The organism is Candidatus Methanocrinis alkalitolerans (assembly GCF_029167205.1).
In the GTDB taxonomy this organism is placed as follows: domain Archaea; phylum Halobacteriota; class Methanosarcinia; order Methanotrichales; family Methanotrichaceae; genus Methanocrinis; species Methanocrinis alkalitolerans.
The window spans coordinates 42,167-58,935 of sequence record NZ_JARFPL010000015.1; the positions used below are offsets into that span (position 1 = coordinate 42,167).

The 16,769-nt window shown below is 57.9% G+C and carries 19 protein-coding genes, 1 tRNA gene and 1 pseudogene; 14 read left to right on the plus strand and 7 right to left on the minus strand.

Annotation, left to right across the window (positions count from 1 at the left end; genetic code table 11):
* Nucleotides 1–47: 47 nt before the first annotated feature.
* From P0O24_RS06310 to P0O24_RS06320, 3 genes are read left to right on the plus strand one after another with little or no spacing between them, the layout of a single operon-like run.
* On the plus strand, nucleotides 48–1,190 hold the full coding sequence (locus tag P0O24_RS06310) for a formate--phosphoribosylaminoimidazolecarboxamide ligase family protein (protein WP_316968896.1): 1,143 nt from the start codon (nucleotides 48–50) through the stop codon (nucleotides 1,188–1,190).
* Nucleotides 1,191–1,213: 23 nt separating this feature from the next.
* Nucleotides 1,214–1,630 carry a hypothetical protein gene (locus P0O24_RS06315; RefSeq protein ID WP_316968897.1) on the plus strand — a complete coding sequence of 139 codons (417 nt, stop codon included), beginning with the start codon at nucleotides 1,214–1,216 and terminating at the stop codon, nucleotides 1,628–1,630.
* 10 nt (nucleotides 1,631–1,640) lie between these two features.
* Nucleotides 1,641–1,820 (plus strand): hypothetical protein, encoded by a 180-nt coding sequence (locus tag P0O24_RS06320; protein ID WP_316968898.1) that lies wholly within the window; start codon nucleotides 1,641–1,643, stop codon nucleotides 1,818–1,820.
* A gap of 209 nt (nucleotides 1,821–2,029) precedes the next feature.
* On the opposite strand, the gene P0O24_RS06325 is transcribed toward P0O24_RS06320, so the two are convergent.
* From P0O24_RS06325 to P0O24_RS06340, 4 genes are all read right to left on the minus strand, one after another.
* Nucleotides 2,030–2,518 carry an HIT family protein gene (locus P0O24_RS06325; protein ID WP_316968899.1) on the minus strand — a complete coding sequence of 163 codons (489 nt, stop codon included), beginning with the start codon at nucleotides 2,516–2,518 and terminating at the stop codon, nucleotides 2,030–2,032.
* 48 nt (nucleotides 2,519–2,566) lie between these two features.
* The gene (purN, locus tag P0O24_RS06330) at nucleotides 2,567–3,190 is read right to left on the minus strand and encodes a phosphoribosylglycinamide formyltransferase (RefSeq protein ID WP_394356719.1); all 624 of its coding nucleotides are present in this window, start codon (nucleotides 3,188–3,190) and stop codon (nucleotides 2,567–2,569) included.
* A gap of 31 nt (nucleotides 3,191–3,221) precedes the next feature.
* Nucleotides 3,222–3,491: a DNA-binding protein Alba gene (gene albA / locus P0O24_RS06335; RefSeq protein ID WP_316968901.1), complete on the minus strand. Its 270-nt coding sequence runs from the start codon at nucleotides 3,489–3,491 to the stop codon at nucleotides 3,222–3,224.
* Nucleotides 3,492–3,568: 77 nt separating this feature from the next.
* On the minus strand, nucleotides 3,569–4,147 hold the full coding sequence (locus P0O24_RS06340; protein ID WP_394356721.1) for a Kae1-associated kinase Bud32: 579 nt from the start codon (nucleotides 4,145–4,147) through the stop codon (nucleotides 3,569–3,571).
* A gap of 173 nt (nucleotides 4,148–4,320) precedes the next feature.
* On the opposite strand from P0O24_RS06340, the gene P0O24_RS06345 reads away from it, so the two are divergent.
* From P0O24_RS06345 to P0O24_RS06395, 11 genes and pseudogenes are all read left to right on the plus strand, one after another.
* Nucleotides 4,321–4,797: a MogA/MoaB family molybdenum cofactor biosynthesis protein gene (locus tag P0O24_RS06345; RefSeq protein WP_316968903.1), complete on the plus strand. Its 477-nt coding sequence runs from the start codon at nucleotides 4,321–4,323 to the stop codon at nucleotides 4,795–4,797.
* A gap of 104 nt (nucleotides 4,798–4,901) precedes the next feature.
* Nucleotides 4,902–5,462 carry a CBS domain-containing protein gene (locus tag P0O24_RS06350; RefSeq protein ID WP_316968904.1) on the plus strand — a complete coding sequence of 187 codons (561 nt, stop codon included), beginning with the start codon at nucleotides 4,902–4,904 and terminating at the stop codon, nucleotides 5,460–5,462.
* A 39-nt stretch (nucleotides 5,463–5,501) separates the two neighbouring features.
* A complete protein-coding gene (locus tag P0O24_RS06355; RefSeq protein ID WP_316968905.1) occupies nucleotides 5,502–6,275 on the plus strand; it encodes a CBS domain-containing protein in 774 nt (257 codons plus the stop codon).
* On the plus strand, nucleotides 6,275–7,222 hold the full coding sequence (locus P0O24_RS06360; protein ID WP_316968906.1) for a CBS domain-containing protein: 948 nt from the start codon (nucleotides 6,275–6,277) through the stop codon (nucleotides 7,220–7,222). The genes P0O24_RS06355 and P0O24_RS06360 overlap by 1 nt, the downstream gene beginning before the upstream one ends.
* A complete protein-coding gene (locus P0O24_RS06365) occupies nucleotides 7,219–8,076 on the plus strand; it encodes a CBS domain-containing protein (protein ID WP_316968907.1) in 858 nt (285 codons plus the stop codon). The genes P0O24_RS06360 and P0O24_RS06365 overlap by 4 nt, the downstream gene beginning before the upstream one ends.
* A 2-nt stretch (nucleotides 8,077–8,078) precedes the next feature.
* Nucleotides 8,079–8,855 (plus strand): CBS domain-containing protein, encoded by a 777-nt coding sequence (locus tag P0O24_RS06370; protein ID WP_316968908.1) that lies wholly within the window; start codon nucleotides 8,079–8,081, stop codon nucleotides 8,853–8,855.
* Nucleotides 8,852–9,973 carry an RNA ligase gene (locus P0O24_RS06375; RefSeq protein ID WP_316968909.1) on the plus strand — a complete coding sequence of 374 codons (1,122 nt, stop codon included), beginning with the start codon at nucleotides 8,852–8,854 and terminating at the stop codon, nucleotides 9,971–9,973. The genes P0O24_RS06370 and P0O24_RS06375 overlap by 4 nt, the downstream gene beginning before the upstream one ends.
* 81 nt (nucleotides 9,974–10,054) lie before the next feature.
* Nucleotides 10,055–11,278 (plus strand): ornithine cyclodeaminase, encoded by a 1,224-nt coding sequence (locus P0O24_RS06380; protein WP_394356722.1) that lies wholly within the window; start codon nucleotides 10,055–10,057, stop codon nucleotides 11,276–11,278.
* 118 nt (nucleotides 11,279–11,396) lie between these two features.
* Nucleotides 11,397–11,488: transfer RNA gene (locus tag P0O24_RS06385), tRNA-Thr, on the plus strand.
* A gap of 156 nt (nucleotides 11,489–11,644) precedes the next feature.
* The gene (locus P0O24_RS06390; RefSeq protein ID WP_394356723.1) at nucleotides 11,645–12,199 is read left to right on the plus strand and encodes a TATA-box-binding protein; all 555 of its coding nucleotides are present in this window, start codon (nucleotides 11,645–11,647) and stop codon (nucleotides 12,197–12,199) included.
* Nucleotides 12,200–12,442: 243 nt separating this feature from the next.
* Nucleotides 12,443–13,574 (plus strand): annotated as a pseudogene (locus tag P0O24_RS06395) (RNA-guided endonuclease InsQ/TnpB family protein).
* Here P0O24_RS06395 and hisS read toward each other — a convergent pair.
* From hisS to P0O24_RS06410, 3 genes are all read right to left on the minus strand, one after another.
* The gene (gene hisS, locus P0O24_RS06400) at nucleotides 13,575–14,918 is read right to left on the minus strand and encodes a histidine--tRNA ligase (RefSeq protein ID WP_316968912.1); all 1,344 of its coding nucleotides are present in this window, start codon (nucleotides 14,916–14,918) and stop codon (nucleotides 13,575–13,577) included. It abuts the pseudogene before it with no gap.
* A 255-nt stretch (nucleotides 14,919–15,173) separates the two neighbouring features.
* A complete protein-coding gene (locus P0O24_RS06405; RefSeq protein ID WP_316968913.1) occupies nucleotides 15,174–15,848 on the minus strand; it encodes a fibronectin type III domain-containing protein in 675 nt (224 codons plus the stop codon).
* A 12-nt stretch (nucleotides 15,849–15,860) separates the two neighbouring features.
* Nucleotides 15,861–16,655 (minus strand): hypothetical protein, encoded by a 795-nt coding sequence (locus tag P0O24_RS06410; RefSeq protein WP_316968914.1) that lies wholly within the window; start codon nucleotides 16,653–16,655, stop codon nucleotides 15,861–15,863.
* Nucleotides 16,656–16,769: the final 114 nt, after the last annotated feature.

Genomic DNA, 16,769 nt, shown 5'->3' on the forward strand with positions numbered 1-16,769 from the left:
CCTCTCTAGGTCGACGAGATGCAAAGGTCATTTTGAGGGGATTTGATTTGATCGATCAGAGCAAAATTTTTGAGGTTCTGGAGGGGTACGACCTCGACGACCCGATGATAGGCGTCGTAGCCTCCCATTCTGCCCTGGACACCTGCGACGGGGCGATCGAGGAGGGGTTTAGAACCCTGGCGGTATGCCAGAAGGGGAGGGAGAAGACCTACGCCAAGTACTTCAGGACGAAGAGGGTCAACGGCCAGGTCGCATCTGGAGTCGTCGACGAAGTCCGGATATTGAACAGGTTCACCGACCTTATAAGGGGAGAGCAGCAGGACGCCCTCATATCCAAATCCGTCCTCTTCGTTCCCAACCGGTCCTTCACATCATACTGCGGCATCGACTCGGTGGAGGACGAGTTCGAGGTCCCTATCCTGGGGAGCAGAAACCTCCTGCGGTCTGAGGAGAGGGGAGAAGAGCAGGACTACTACTGGATCCTGGAGAAGGCGGGCCTCCCCTTCCCCGAGACTGTGGAGCCCGAGGAGATCGACGAGCTGGTGATGGTGAAGCTGCCCCATGCCGTCAAGACCCTGGAGAGGGGGTTCTTCACCGCCGCCAGCTACGACGAGTACCAGGAGAAGTCAGAGCAACTCCTGAAGCAGGGGGTGATCGACCAGGACGGCCTCGACCTCGCTCGGATCGAGAGGTACGTCATCGGCCCCGTCTTCAACCTCGACCTATTCTATTCGCCGATCCTCGACGAGATTGAGCTTTTGGGCATCGACTGGAGGTTTGAGACCTCCCTAGACGGTCATGTCCGGCTCCCCGCCCCCCAGCAGCTCGCCCTCAACGAAGCCCAGATCAGCCCCGAGTACACCGTCTGCGGCCACAACTCCGCCACCCTCCGGGAGTCGCTGCTGGAGAAGGCCTTCGACCTGGCGGAGAAGTACGTCGAGGCGACGAAGGTCCACTACAGCCCGGGGATCATAGGCCCCTTCTGCCTCCAGACCTGCGTCGATAAAGACCTCAACTTCTCCATATACGACGTCGCCCCCCGGATCGGCGGCGGCACCAACGTCCACATGGCCGTCGGCCACCCCTACGGTAACGCCCTCTGGAGGACGAGGATGAGCACCGGAAGAAGGCTGATGAGGGAGGTCAGGATAGCCCTGGAAGACGACGCCCTCGAGAAGATAGTCACCTGAGGACCGGGACGGATCAGACGAAGATGACGGAAATGGAACTCGACCACGGCGACCTCCCCAAGAAGGCAAGAAAGGCGCTGGAGAAGCTGAAGCAGGCGGGAATGGTCCCTCTCATGGTCTATCCCGCCGTCCCGAGGGGGCACCAGAGCGAGAAGGAGGTCGCCCTCGCCAGGGTCGGGGCCTTCGACGAGGAGAGGATAGGAAGCTGGATCTTGGTGACGGATCGGGATGTCGTCTTCCTCCGCCCCGGCCTTCTGCGGGACAGGGTCGACCGGTTTTCCCTATCGGAGATAACGGGGATAGAGTACGTCGACGAGTTTCAGGACAACACCCTGAAGATCAGGATTGGGGGCGCCGCCGAAGCGGTCCGGTTCTACCACGAGATCGACGGCGTCCGGTTCTTCAGGCACATAAAGGCCATCCTCGACGAGAAGGCGTGAGGCGGAGAAGATGAGGACGGTCCAGGTCGTATCTCACTGCCTCTTAAACCCCACAACGAGACTTATCGGCCTTCCCCCCGTCCCCTTCGCCCCTGGTGGCCCCACCATCCAGCTCATCTGCCCCGAGGCAGGCAGCCTCGACCGGTGGGCGGTCACCAAAAACCAGATCGACATACCTGCTGCGGCATAAATTCGACAACTTCGGGACATACGGGAGGAAAGATCCGCCCCCAGACCACCGCCAAGTCTCCGGGATGGAGGTCTTCATGGAGGAGGTGGCAGAAGAACTGGAGAAGAGGGGCGCGCTATTTCCGGGTCGTCGAGGCGAAAAGGGTAGAAAGGTACCAATAACCAGCAGACTGATCGGCCTGATGGGACAGCTTCAAAACCCTCAGCCTCTCAGCCCAAAACTCCCTTTAGCTCCGTCAGCAGCTTCTCATAGGTCGCCTGGATGTGCTCGGGGATCACCCTCGTATCCGCGAATACGGGCATGAAGTTGCAGTCCCCAGACCAGCGCGGGACGACGTGGAGGTGGATGTGGTCGGCGATCCCCGCGCCGGCGCACTCGCCCATGTTGATCCCGATGTTGAAGCCGTCGGGGTTCATCGCCCTTTTTAGAACAGCGACGGCGAGATCCGCGAGCTCGAAGAACTCGGCCCTCTCCTCCGCGCTCCACCCGGCGAGGGTCGAGGTGTGGCGGCGGGGGACGACCATCAGATGACCGTTGTTGTAGGGGTAGGCATTCATGATGATGAAGTGGTCTCTTCCCCGAAAGAGGATCAGGTTCTCGCGGTCCCGGTCCTCATCGATCTTCTCGCAGAAGATGCAGCCTCCAGTCTTGTCGCTCAATATGTACTCCATCCTCCAGGGTGCCCATAAGCTCCTCATGATCTCTTCACCACCTTTCGTTCCACCATATCTATCTCCCCCGTCATCTCATCTGCCCCCACCATCCGCTCCCTCGAAGACTACCCTTCTTCCCACCACCTTCGGCCTGCCCTCGATGAAGAGCTTCAGCGCCTCGGGGTAGGCCCTGTACTCCGCCTCCTGGACCCTCGCCTTCAGCCTCTCGTGGGTGTCGTCGTCTCTCACCTCCACGGGGACCTGGAGGATTATGGGGCCGTGGTCGACCTCCTCGTCCACCAGGTGGACCGTCGTCCCCGTCACCTTGACGCCGTAATCGAGGGCCTGCTGGAAGGCGTCCATCCCCCGGAATGCCGGTAGAAGGGCTGGATGGATGTTGATCGTCCTGTTCTTGTAACGGCGGACGAACTCGGGGGAGAGGATCCTCATGTAGCCGGTGAGGACGACGAGATCGACCCCCTCCCCGTCGAGTTGTTCTGCGAGAAGAGCGTCATACTCCAACCGGGAGAGGCCCGAGGGGTCGATGAAAGAGGCATTTATCCCATAGCTTCGGGCTATCCTGAGGGCTCCCGCGTCCTCCTGGTCCGCCAGGACCACCGCCACCTCTGCAGGGATGTAGCCCGAGCGGCAGGCCTCGATGATGTACCGCGTGTTCTCCCCGCGACCGGAGGAGATGACCCCTATCCTGGTGGTCAATGCCAACCGCCCTCAGGAAAGGAGATCAAGTTCACTTCGAGAGGGTGATCTCGATGGCCGAGACGTTGGTCTCGCCCCGATCGGTATTCAGGGTCTCGGTGGATATCTGGATGTCCTTGACGTGGACGTCTCCCAAAAAGCGGCTTCGTGAGACCTCTGCGACGTCCACGGCCCTTGATATCGCTCGTCCCCTGGCCATGATCCGGACCTCTCCGGCGCCGCTGTTGAACTGGGTGACCACCGCCAGTACGTAGTTCATCACTGGTTTGTTGCCGACGAATACCACATCATCTTCTGCCATGTACCATCACCACTTTGGAACTAACAGCACTGAGGTTGTTGGTAGGGATCGTTTACTACATAAAGTTAATGATTTGGTCACAGATACCTGCCCCTCGCCTCAATCTCCTCCACCCGCTTTAAAACCTCCCCGGCCCTGGGATATGCCCTGGCGTACCCCCGACAGAAGGCAGAGACGAGCTCCTCGGGTCGGTCATGGGTGCTCCTTACGGTCTGAAAAAAGACGTGGACGTCCACCCCCTGGGCCTCGAGACCGTTGTCGTAGAAGGCGAGGCCGAAGTCTATGAAGTATATCTTCTCCCCCCGAAGGATCATATTGGAGGTGGTGAGGTCGCCGTGAACGATACCGCAAGAATGGAGCCTTCCTGCCAGCCCCCCCGCCCTCTCGGATAATTCGAGGTCGATCACATCCTTCAGCTTTACGCCATCGATATGCTCCATGGTGAGGCTGAAGTTGTCCACATCGAAGATTATCGGCGTCGGAACCCCACACCTCCGGGCCTCGGAGATCAGCCTGGACTCCATCACCGTCCTATCGCGCCGGATCCTCTCATCGAGGGCCGCCACCCTGTACCCCTTGGGACGCCGCCACTTCGTCACCCGGTCGCCGTCCCTCGTTATCACCGCCTCAGCACCTCTACCTATCTCTTCAGCCATCATACCACACCCTCCCCAACGCCCCAATACCTCGGCGGGGCCGTCCCAGGCTCCATCGTCTTTTCCGGGTCCGACCTGCCAGAAGCTCGCATCGCCTGCCCATCGGCCTCCTGAGATAAAACCCTTGGCGAGATGGAGAAGAGCTTTATTCTTTTGGAGCCAAATAGCTAACCATGATCATCGAGGTTGTCGTCGTCAGCACCTCCCGGTTCGAGAAGTTCGGGGCTGCGGAGGATCCAGAGGATGCCGAGGACCTCTCGGGGCGGGCGATCCTCGACAGGCTCAGAGAAGCTGGCCGCAGTTTCACATATCGGCTTATCCCCGACGGCGTGGAACCGGTGAGGGACTCGATCCTGGAATCGACCGCCGACGCCGTCATACTCTGCGGCGGCACCGGCCTCGCCCCCAAGGACCTGACCATCGAGGCGGCAGAGCCACTATTCGATAAGACGATCCCCGGCTTCGGAGAGGTCTTCAGGCTGAAGAGCCTCGAAGAGGTGGGAACGAGGGCGATCCTCACCAGAGCCGCGGCGGGGGTGGTGGAGGGTCTGCCCATCTTCTGCCTTCCCGGCTCGCCGTCGGCGGCCCGGCTCGGGATCGATCTGATCCTGGCCGAGATCGACCACATCCTCCAGCACGTTTCAGAATGACAAAATTATAATACATTTTAAATCTGATGGAAAGGGATGCAGTGATCCTTTTATAGAGGGAATCTCTTTAATAAGAACGGCAATCTGCCGCGGAGGTGACATGCATGGAAACAGAGATTCCGGTGCGGGATATTATGGCCCGGCCTGTGATCACCGTCGATTCCGAGGTTGATGTGGTGAAGGCTGCGAACAAGATGTTCTCCGCAAATGTGGGCAGCTTGATCGTGATTCACAACGACCAGCCGATAGGGATCATAACTGAGCGGGATCTGGTCGGAAAGATAGTTGCTAGGGCCGCAGACCCAAAAGAAGTGAAGGTGGGAGATGTGATGTCCTCGCCCCTGATCACCGTCAATCCAGACGTCAGCTTGAGCGAAGCTGCCATAAAGATGCTCAAATCCGGGGTTAAGAGGCTCCCCGTCATATCGGGGGAGGGAAAGCTGCTGGGCATCATCACAGATACCGACCTGGTATCCGGGTCGGCCTCCATAGGCATGGGCGAGATCCTGAGCCACTTGATAGAGATGCACCGGGATAGCGTCCATTTCGAGGAGCAGAGGGAGATGATAAGGGGGATCTGCGAGAGGTGCAGTCAGATCTCCGACTCCCTGGAGTCGGTGAACGGCGAGCTTCTATGCTGGAGCTGCAGAGACGGCAATCGATGAGGATATTGAAATTTTCGGATGAGTGCAGGAGAGCGTAATATGGGAACTAAAGTCGGAGAGATAATGTCGAAGGACCCGATCAGCGTCATGGAGGGCGACTTCGTGACCAGGTCGCGACAGCTGATACGCGACAACCAGCTTCGTGGCCTGCCGATAACAAACGGCTCGGGAGATGTCGTCGGGATAGTCACCGACCGGGATATGCTGAAGATAGACTCGACCCGTTCGAACGTCACCGTCTCCGGTTTCTCTGTTGAGGCCCCGATGATCACCCCCGACACGGACGTCGAGGAGGCGGCGAAGCTGTTGCTCAGGGCAAATTACGCGTTACTGCCCGTGGTCCGATCTCCGGAAGACCGACGACTTCAGGGCGTAGTGAGCCCCATAGACATATTCAAGAGCATAGATCCAGAGAAGTTGGCGCAAAGGACGGCCGAAGATATCATGAACACCGAGACGAAGACCTGCAACCCTCAGGACTCGGTGGCCAAGGTCTGGGACTCGATGCTGGACTCCGACTTCACCGGGATGCCGGTGGTCGACGACAAAGGGAGACCCGTCGGGATGATAACCCGTTTCGACATCCTGAGGACGGGCAGCGCCCGGATAGGAAAAGATACCACTTACGCAATGAAAGTGGAGAAGCTGATGAGAAGTCCCCTCTACAGCGTAGGTCCCAAGGCCAACCTCCGCGATGCATCGAAGCTGATGCTCGATCGCGGTATAGGAAGGATATCCGTGGTGGACGACGGCAAGCTCGCGGGGATAATCGATAGATATGACGTGATCAAAGCCATCTTTGGTGAAGAATAATGAAAAGACCATCAGAGGATCGGAAGATCAGGATGCCAGGAGCGATGGACAGAGGACCGGTTCAGTTCGATTCTAGGGCCGCCAAACGGACGGGGGACGTCCTCACCATCGCCACCACCGATGTGGTGACGGCACCTCCCACCACCACCATCATCGGCGCCATCAAGATAATGACGTCTTACGGCTTCGGGAGGCTGCCGATAGCCGATGCTGGGACCCGTCGGCTCATCGGCTTCGTCACCGGGGTTGACGTCGTCGATTTTCTCGGCGGCGGCATAAGGCACAACCTCCTGAAGAAGAAGTATGAAGGGAACATTCTCGCGGCCATCAACGCCGATATAAGGGAGATCATGAGCCCCGCGATCATATCCATCGGCGAGAAGGCCTCCGTAGAGGAGGCTCTGAAGTTGATGTACGAAAAGAACGTCGGCGGTCTGCCGGTGGTCGACGAGGAGACCAAGATAAAGGCGCTGGTCACCGAACACGATTTCGCAAAGCTGGTGGCGGGTCTGAACACCGGGATCAGCGTCGAGGAGTTCATGAGCCCCAACGTGATCACAGCCAACAGCCAGATCTCCATCGAGAAGACGACGAAGATGATGGTCCAGCAGGGGGGGTTTCGAAAGCTCCCCGTCGTCCAGGACTCCATAATGATGGGTATGGTGACTGCCTCCGACATCATGAGGTACCTCGGAAGCGGCGAGGCATTCGGGAAGGTGGTGACCGGCGACATAGGAGATGTGATGAGCCAGCCGATAAAGACCCTGGTCCGAAGAGACCTGATATCCACGGATAAAGAGGCGGATCTGGGGGCGGCGGCGGAGTTGATGATGGTGAAGGGCGTCGGCGCCCTCCCGGTCATGGATAACGGATCACTCTTGGGCATCATAACGAAAAGAGACTTCATCAGGGCATTCGCGGAAGAGAAGCGAGGGATCATACCATGAGCAAGGTAAAGGACTACATGCAATCTCCCGTATACGTCATCGGCAAGGACGAGCCCATCCAGCGGGCGAGAAATTTGATGCTCAAACACTACATCAGCAGGCTGCTCGTGATGGACGGCGATAAGCTGGCAGGGATAGTCACCAAACACGACATATCCCACCGGCTGAGCCAGGCAGCCCCCGAATGGAGGAGGCGCCCCATAAGCAAAGTCCCCGTGAGGCTTGTGATGACGGAGCGTCCCATCACCATCTACCCAGGGGCCACCCTGGAACAGGCAGCAGAGATCATGGATGAGAACGGGATCGACGGCCTCCCGGTGGAGAGGGATGAGGGGGATATAGTGGGGATCATAACCTCAAGAGACCTCCTATCCTACTTCGTAGAGAAGAGCCCCAATTCCAAGGTCGGCGACCTGATGTCCCAGGGGGTCGTCAGCGTCCATCGGCACCACACCCTCGACCACGTCCTCGACGAGATGATGGAGAACGGCGTCGACAGGGTCGTCGTCTGCGAGGACAACGCCACCCCCGTGGGGGTGATAACCCACACCAACCTAGCCATATCGGGGATGTCAGACGCAAAAGACGAGCTGAAGAGCAAGAGCATCAAGATGACGAGGAAGGATAGCACCGCGGGGAGGAAAGGGTACAGGTACGTCAAAGAAGTCCCCCTGGTGGCGGAGGACGTCATGTCATACCCGATAATCTTCACCAGCCCCGAGGTCGGAGCCATGGAAGCCGCCAAGATCCTCCTGGATAAGGAGATATGCGGCCTTCCGGTTTTGGGAGAACAGAAGGTGGTGGGGTTCTTCTCGACCCGGGATATCACCGCGGAAGTGGCGAGGTGGTCTTAAACATGTTGGTAAAGGAGATAATGTCGACACCGGTGACCATAGACAAGTCGGAGAGGATCACTCACGCTCTCGACATCATGGAGAAACACGATCTTCGAAGGCTTCTCGTCACCAACGACGGCAAGCTCGGTGGCACCATCACCATGAGGCAGATCGCGAGGGTGCTGGGAACGAGGCAGAGGCTGGGGATGCCCGCATCTTCCATCCACGTCACCACCGCCACCTCCGACTCGGTGATAAAGGTGGATCCCGATATGAAGATCGAAGACGCCGTATTCCTCCTCCAGAAGACCTCGGTCCTGGTGGTGACGGAGGGCGAGGAGATCCTGGGCTGGGTGAGGCCGAAGGATATGCTCAAAGCCATCAGGATGACGGGGATGGCCGCCGACGCCATGCGCACCCCCCTCACCGCCAACTCCTCCGACAGGCTGGTTCACGTCCGGAGGGTCATGCTCGACCAGGACGTGGGACGGTTTCCGGTGATGGAGGGCGGAAAGATGGTGGGGATCGTATCTGAACGGGACGTTGCGAAGTCCCTCAGGGCCTTCAGAGACATGGTCCAGGGCGGCCAGCAGGACCCGAGGATAAAGAACATCATCGTCTCCGACGTCATGAGCCGGGATGTCAAATCCCTGCAGATCGACACACCTCTCGAGGAGGCGAGAAAGATCATGCTGGAGGAGGACCTGGGCGGGATGCCGGTCTTGAACCAGAAGAACGAGCTTGTAGGGATGCTGACCAGGAGGTGTTTCTTCGACTACCTGGTGAAGTCGAGATGAAACTTGGGGCCGTGGCGGAGAGGCTGGGGGTATCGGCCGAGAGGCTGGAACGGATGGTGGGGAGGATCGTCCGCTCCTCCGACTGGCCTCTCCCGCCCCTCCTGAGGTTCGACAAGGCCGTATCCGGGATCGAGGCGGGGACGGTCGTCTTCGACGAAGACGAGATCGTCTCCGGCTACCCGAAGATAAGGCGGGCGATGATGCTCTCGCCCGCCATAAAGAGACATTTTCCCGACGGAGTCCTCGTCGAGGAGAAGATGAACGGCCACAACGTCCGGGTGGTGATGGTGGGAGGCAGGGTGATCGCCCTCACCAGGGGCGGGTTCATCTGCCCGTACTCGACGGAGGTGGCCAAGGATCAGATAAATCCCCGGATCTTCGAGGACCATCCCGACATCGTCCTCTGCGGCGAGATGGTGGGGCCGAAGAACCCCTACGTCCCAAAGGACGTCTACGATGCAGAGGCGATGGACTTCTACCTCTTCGACGTATCGCGAAAGGGCAAGAGGGATATGGAAGGGTCCGCGACCGCCCGCCTCCTTGCCGAAGAGTACGGGATCAGGTCCGTCCGCCTCTTCGGCGAGTTCGGGGCAGAGGAGGCAACAGAGGAGATAAAGGAGATGGTCAAGGAGCTCGGGAGGCGGGGGCGCGAAGGGGTCGTCATCAAAGACCCCGCCAACCTGAAAAGCCCCATCAAGTACACCAGCTCCCAGAGCAACTGCAGAGATCTGGAGTTCGCCTTCCGGTACTACAACGACTACGGTCAGGACTTCTTCTTCTCTAGGGTCGTCCGGGAGGGGTTCCAGGCTGCAGAGTGGGCCGAGGGAGATGAGGAGTTTCTGGATAGGTGCCTTCGGCTGGGGAGGAGCATGCTCTCGCCGATGAGGGAGACGGTGGAGGCGAAGATCGCCGGGGAAGATATTGTCCAGGAGGTGGAGATCCTGGTCAAGGACCTCCAGACGGCGAAGGACTTCGAGGAGCACTTCAGGAGGATGGGGGTTCGGGCGACCTTCGATCCGCCCCGACCCTCTCCTGGCGGCCACTTGGTGAAGATAAAGAGGCTCGTCATGTCCACCAACGACAAGACCAGTTCGGTGATAGAAGGTCAGCTCTGGTGACCCCGGCGAGGGAAGAGGGTTATATCGGATCCGAAGGGAATGTTTCTTAGAGGATAAGATTGAGGTTGTGAGATGGTCACCATGGGAGAAACCTGCAACGTAGAGATGGAAGGGCACCTCATAGATTCACTGACGCTCACCAAGGCTCTTGACAAGATCATGAACATGGGAGGCGAGTTCGAGATCAAGAAGATCCAGGTGGGAAAAAAGAAGCACGATACCAGCTACGTGATGATCGCGATATCGGGAGAGGACGCCGATCACCTTGACCGGATACTTCTGGCGCTCCACCCCCTGGGGGCCCGGGTGATCGAGGCGGAGGACGTCCACCTGGAGGAAGCGCCCCAGAACGGGGTCGTGCCCAGGGGCTTTTACTCCACCACAAACCACCTCACACACGTCCGGCACCATGGGGCTTGGCTGGAGGTAGAGGACATCCAGATGGACTGCCTCATCATCGTCAAAGACGACAGAGCGATATGCGTCCCCATCGGTCAGATCGAGAAGGGGGATATGGTGGTGGTGGGGACAGGAGGGGTGAGGGTGGCGCCTCCGCAGCGGCCCAGGGAGAAGACCTTCTTCGAGTTCATGTCCAACGAGGTATCCTCGGAGAGGCCCTCGGGAGAGATCATAAAGCAGCTGGCAGAGGAGATATGTGCCACGAAACGGGCTGGCGGTAAGATCGCCGTGGTGGGCGGGCCGGGGATAATCCATACCGGGGCCGGGGAGGCCCTGGCGGGGCTGATCCGGGAGGGGTACATCGACGCCCTCCTGGCAGGAAACGCCCTTGCCGTCCACGACATCGAGCGACAGCTCTTCGGGACGAGCCTGGGGATGGACCCTCACGGAAACCTCACCTCGGCGGGGCACAGAAACCACATCTACGCCATAAGCGAGGTGATAGCCAGCGGCTCCATAAGAGAGGCTGTGGAGGACGGCAAATTGAAGGGCGGGATCATGTACGAGTGCGTCAAGAAAAATATCCCCTACGTCCTCGCTGGATCGATCCGGGACGACGGCCCCCTCCCCGACGTCATCACCGACACCGTCGATGCTCAGAAGGCGATGTTCGAGGCGCTCCGGGGCGTCGACATGGTGATCATGATGGCGACCATGCTCCACTCCATAGCCACGGGAAACCTCCTCCCCTCCCGGGTAAAGACTATCTGCGTCGACATAAACCCCTCCACCGTGACGAAGTTGATGGACCGAGGGACGGCCCAGGCCATCGGCCTCGTAACCGACATCGGCATATTCCTCCCGAGGCTCGCCGAAGAGGTCAAGAGACGGACCGAAGCTCCGTGATCGAGGCTTGATCGCAAGCCCCATGATGAAAGAGAGATCGGTGCGGGGGTCGAGGCGCCGGGCCCGCTGATCGCAACGCTTAAATTGAGAACGGCAGCTATATGCCGGATGTGTTCGTGCCGCCGTGGCTTAGCCCGGTAAAGCGGCTGATTCGTAAGGCAGAAGGCCCGATATATCAGCAGGTCATGGGTTCGAATCCCATCGGCGGCTTCTCCTTTTTCCGTTTTCCATCCGGTTCTTCCGTGATATCCAGATCCCGCATCCCAGATGCCACAGCCTCCGGCGCCCTCCCAACCCCACAATACTTTATATACCCTCAGTTTAAAAATACCCTCAGTTTAAAAAGGGTGTTTCCGGAGAGACGTGATTATGGAGTCCACCATCAACATAGAGAACGTCGTCGCCTCGACAAAGCTCGCCGAGGAGTTCGATCTGATCAAGATCGAATCGGAGCTGGAGGGCGCCGAATACAACAAGGAGAAGTTTCCGGGGCTCGTCTACAGGGTCAAAGCGCCGCGGGCGGCCTTTCTGATCTTCACCTCGGGGAAGGTGGTATGCACCGGCGCCAAAAACGTCGAGGACGTGAGGACGGTGATAACCAACATGGCTCAGACCCTCAAGTCCATCGGGTTTGAGGACGTCAACCTGAGCCCCGAGATCCACGTCCAGAACATCGTCGCCAGCGCCGACCTCAAGACCGACCTCAACCTCAACGCCATCGCCCTCGGCCTGGGGCTTGAGAATATCGAGTACGAGCCCGAACAGTTCCCCGGCCTCGTCTACCGGATCAAGGTGCCGAAGGTGGTAGTCCTGATATTCAGCTCCGGAAAGTTGGTGGTGACCGGAGGAAAGTCCCCCGAGGAGTGCGAAGAAGGGGTCAAGATCGTCCGGGCCCAGCTGGAGAACCTGGGGCTCCTCTGATCTTTGCCCTCTAATCGGGCTGGCTAGCGTCTCTCAATGGCCCCGTCGGATGGACGGCTGCGGGCTGGGGCTCGCGACCGCCGTCGCCAGCGGGGTCTTCCCCGAGACGACTGTTTGCTGAGACGACCATTTATAGAGGCGGGGTGCAGGGGTAGAGAAAACCCCGGTCTTTAGGCAGGGTATGAATCGTACCCCGCCTTAAGCCATGAATCTTTAAATATCATAACAGCATAAGTGAGTGTGATGCTTAAAGCCTTCAAATATAGGATCTATCCGACAAAAGCACAGCGGTCTAAGATGGAACAGACCTTGGAGCTGTGTAGATGGACCTATAACGAGACTTTGGCATATCGAAAAAACTCTTTCGAACAAGAAGGCAAATCCATATCTAAGTATGAGACTCACAACTTGCTGCCAGAGTGGAAGAAAAACAAACCAGAACTAAAAGGAGGTATTCTCTCAGACCCTCCAGAACGTCCAAGAACGGGTAGATCTGGCCTTCAAAGCGTTCTTCCGGAGGGTCAAAGCAGGAGAAGCCCCGGGGTATCCCAGGTTCAAGGGGAAAGGATGGTACGATTCGTTCACCTATCCACAGCTGGGATTCAAACTGTCTTTCGGGAAGCTCGACCTCTCCAAGATCGGAGATATCAAGATCAAGCTCCATCGACCCATCGAAGGGAAGATCAAGAGGTTAACCGTTCGGAGATCTTCGACCGGAAAATGGTTTGCCTGCTTCTCAGGGGAGATCGACGATCCTCCGAAGCCTCCCTGGAAAGACGGGTTGATGGCGGGCATCGATGTGGGGCTGGAGAGTTTCGCTACGCTATCCAACGGAGAGAAGATCGATAACCCCCGGTTCTTTCGATCTGAGGAGAAGGCGTTGGCCAAAGCTCAAAGACGACTATCCAAATATGAGAAGGAAACTCCTGAGAGGAGGAAAGCTCTCAAAGTCGTCTCGCGGACCCATGAGCGGATAGCCAACCGCAGATACGATTTTGCTCATCAGGTCAGTCACAACCTGGTCGAAAGGTTCGGGCTGATTGCTTTCGAGGATCTGAGTATCACGAACATGCTTAAGAACCACTGCCTGGCTAAGAGCATATCAGACGCTGCCTGGAGGATGCTAGTGATAACCACATCGTACAAGGCTGAGAGCGCCGGTTCGATGGTGGTTCTAGTAGATCCCAGGAACACTAGTCAGCTATGTTCCAGGTGCGGTCTTAAAGTGCCGAAGTCGCTATCGGATCGGGTCCATGAATGTCCTCAATGCGGGCTGGTCATGGACCGTGACGAGAATGCGGCGATAAACATTCTGAGACTGGGGCTACAGTCTCTGCCAAAAGCTAGAAGCCCCGCCCTTCAGGGCGGGGAGTAGTCACTTAGACAGCCGTTCTATGATCTCCATAAGGCCGAGGCTCTCCTGAGATCCCGTCGACATCTCCCTCAGGGTGAACTTCCCCTCTTCCACCTCTTTTGGACCTATTATCACGGCGTAGCTCGCGCCGATGCTGCTCGCCTGTTTCAGCTGGGCCCCGAGCCCCCGGCCCATGACGTCCAGGACGACCGGGACGGCGACGCCATCGCGAAGCTCCTTGGCCGCCTTCACCGCCTCGGCCCGGACCAGAGGTACGAAGACGACGGCCACCGGCGCAGGCGGCCTCTCTTCGAGGTCGACGATCTCCATGATCCGGTCAAAGCCGATCCCAAAGCCGGTGGACCTCGTCTCCTGACCCCCCAGGAGACCCGCGAGCATGTAGGTGCCGCCACCGCAGATCTGGTTCTGGGCGCCGAGGCCCGAGGCGTAGATCTCGAAGACGGTTCCGGTGTAGTACTCAAGCCCCCGAACGATCTCGAAGTCCACCGTCGCCTCGACGCCGTATGCCTCAAGAAGGTCCACCAGCTCCCTGAATCCTCCAAAATCCAGGTCCGTGGGGGCGGCCCGGTCGTCCCTTCCAGCCCGATCTCCTCCGCCATCTGGGCAAGCCGCTTCACTCATCCCAGCCGCCGCCTCTGAAGGGAGGTCCTCTGCACCTCCGGCGAGGTCGTCGGCCAATTCCATTGCCCGGTCGAGGGCACTCCTGCCCTTCAGGTCGATCAGCTCGGCGAGGCCGAGGTGATCTCTTCCGATCTCCTGGAGCTTCTCGGCGAGGAGTCCCCGCTCCTTCTTGTCGATGAGCCTCATCACCGCCGGCCTCTCGGAGGCGGGGATCCTCCTCATCATCGCCCTTATCAAACCGAGGTAGCCGAGGTGGAGATCTCCTGAGACCCCGGCGCTTTTGATCAAACCTTGGGCAAGAGCGATCACCTCCGCCTCGGAGTCAGGACGATCACTACCGATAAGCTCCGCTCCCAGCTGCCAGAACTCCCGGAAACGGCCGCGCTGGGGACGCTCGTACCGGAAGCAGTTTCCAAAGTAGTGAAGCCGGAGGGGCTTTGGCGACTTCTGCAGCTCGCTGACGTACATCCTCATCACCGGGGCAGTCAGCTCCGGCCGCAGCGCCAGGTCGCGGCCGCCTTTGTCCTTGAAGGCGTAGATCTCGTCTATGATCGACGGCCCCGACTTTATGGTGAAAAGCTCCAGATGCTCGAAGGTGGGGGTCGACACCTCAGAATAGCCCCACCGTTCCATAAGCTCCTGCATCCTCCTCCTGACGGCTCCCCTCCTGAAGGATTCCTCAGGGAGGAAGTCTCTCGTCCCCCTCGGTCTTTGGATCGTCATGCCGAACCCGCCGATGCCCCAAGCCCCCTTATAGCTTTTGGAGACCTCCAATACTTTCGCCCCGCGAGCCTCGACCTTTTGTAGTGCGGAGGAGAAGTATGGGTTGTGAGGCAAAAGCCCGAAGGGCGCTGCACCACATCGTTTCGATGATAAACAATCGAGGCCGGGAGAGGACCCCCCAAAAATCCCCCTTCATTACCCTCTCCCTCGCCAACTTTTCTTCGGCCCTTTAAAAAGAGGACTTTTGGGCTCCTTTCAGAGCCCGGCTGTCACGAAGTTGTATTCGGCGCTCTGGCCCGAGTTTTCGCTCCGATCGGTTCCCGTCACCGCGAAGCGGTAAGTCGTCTCCGGCGTGAGCCCCACCAGGATAAGGGTGTGGTTCAGCGCGAAGAACTCGTCGTAACTCTGATGGGCGTAAATCCCGGGCGCGGTACCATACTCAACCAGACCGTCTGCGAATTCGTCCATCTCCCAGTAGACCTCCGCAGAGGACGCTGTCACCCCGGTCACGGTGACGTTGGAGATCACCGGCGGCTTGGAGTCGCCGACCATCTCGATGGGATAGGTCAGGGGAGAGAAGGCCTTAGCCCCCTCGTGAAGGACGAAGATCGCCACCACGGGCTCGGAGCTGGTGGGCACCGCTGTCGGGATGAGCGCCTCCTCCATCGAAGACTGCTCGTTGACGACGAAGACATCCCTGATCGGAAGGGGCTTCGTCTCGATATCGACGGCGAAGAGCTCATCGACCGAGACCGCGTTCTGGTTGAAGTTGAAGACGTCAGTCACGGGCTCGGCGTTTGTCGGGATCGTCGTACTCGACAGGTTCCTCTCGTATACTCCGTCGGCGTCGGTCACGGTGACGTCTGCTGTTCCGCTCAATTGAAGGGCCAGGATCGAGATGAAAACAAGGGCGATAATTGCTCCTCTCATCTTCATCATCACCTATGTTGCCCTGTAGATCAGAACTGTGGCGACGCCTGCGGAGCCTTTGTCTACGGAGGGGCGATAGCCACCAATCTGGGTTGCGTCATATGTAATGGTTATTGTATGCAAGGTTCCTGGTGTGATCGACCCTTTGTATTGATCGAGAGCTCTCCACCATTTATAGACGTTGTTTCCTTGATGTGAAGTCGAAGCATCACTAATTACAGCACCATCCACCCTCAACTTCGAGTCCCAGTAGGCGTCGGAATTATACTCGCGACTGAAATATCGGATGTAATGGTAGTAAGATGCTTCATAAAGATCATAATTTTCAGGAATTTCTAACTGATGAATATTCGCCCCATTTGATGCTCTAGTTTTGGCGATAATCATCATACGATTAGCATTTGGGAACTCGAAATCGTAATATTTGATTTTGTTGGCCACGATTCCTACGCCTGAAGCGTCTCCAGCTTTGTACAATGCATCTTCGAGAGTTGTGGACTTTATCACGCCTATGTTAGGATTGTCCACTTGATTTGTGATCCCCCACTGCATTATCGCTGATACCGGCTCATCACTTTTGAGATAAGCCACTAACCAGCCTTCAGTATCTGCATATAGATGCACGTTTATATTCCCGCCCCAGTTAGAGATCGGAACTACTCCGACGATATAGTTGTTCCCTACCTCATCGACAGATGAGAAAATGGTCTTAACCTTCTCGATGTTTATCGCCTGGCCGGTGTTTATGTAGGCCGCGATACCCGCCTCGCCCTCCGGGAAAGCGTTGCCACTAGTGCTCCAAAACATAAATTATAAATCATATAAGACTTGTCAAGATTAAGATTGTGCCAAGAAATAAGACCTACATCGTGACTTTGAAGGATGGAGACGAAGCTAAATTACAACAATACCTTCGGAAGG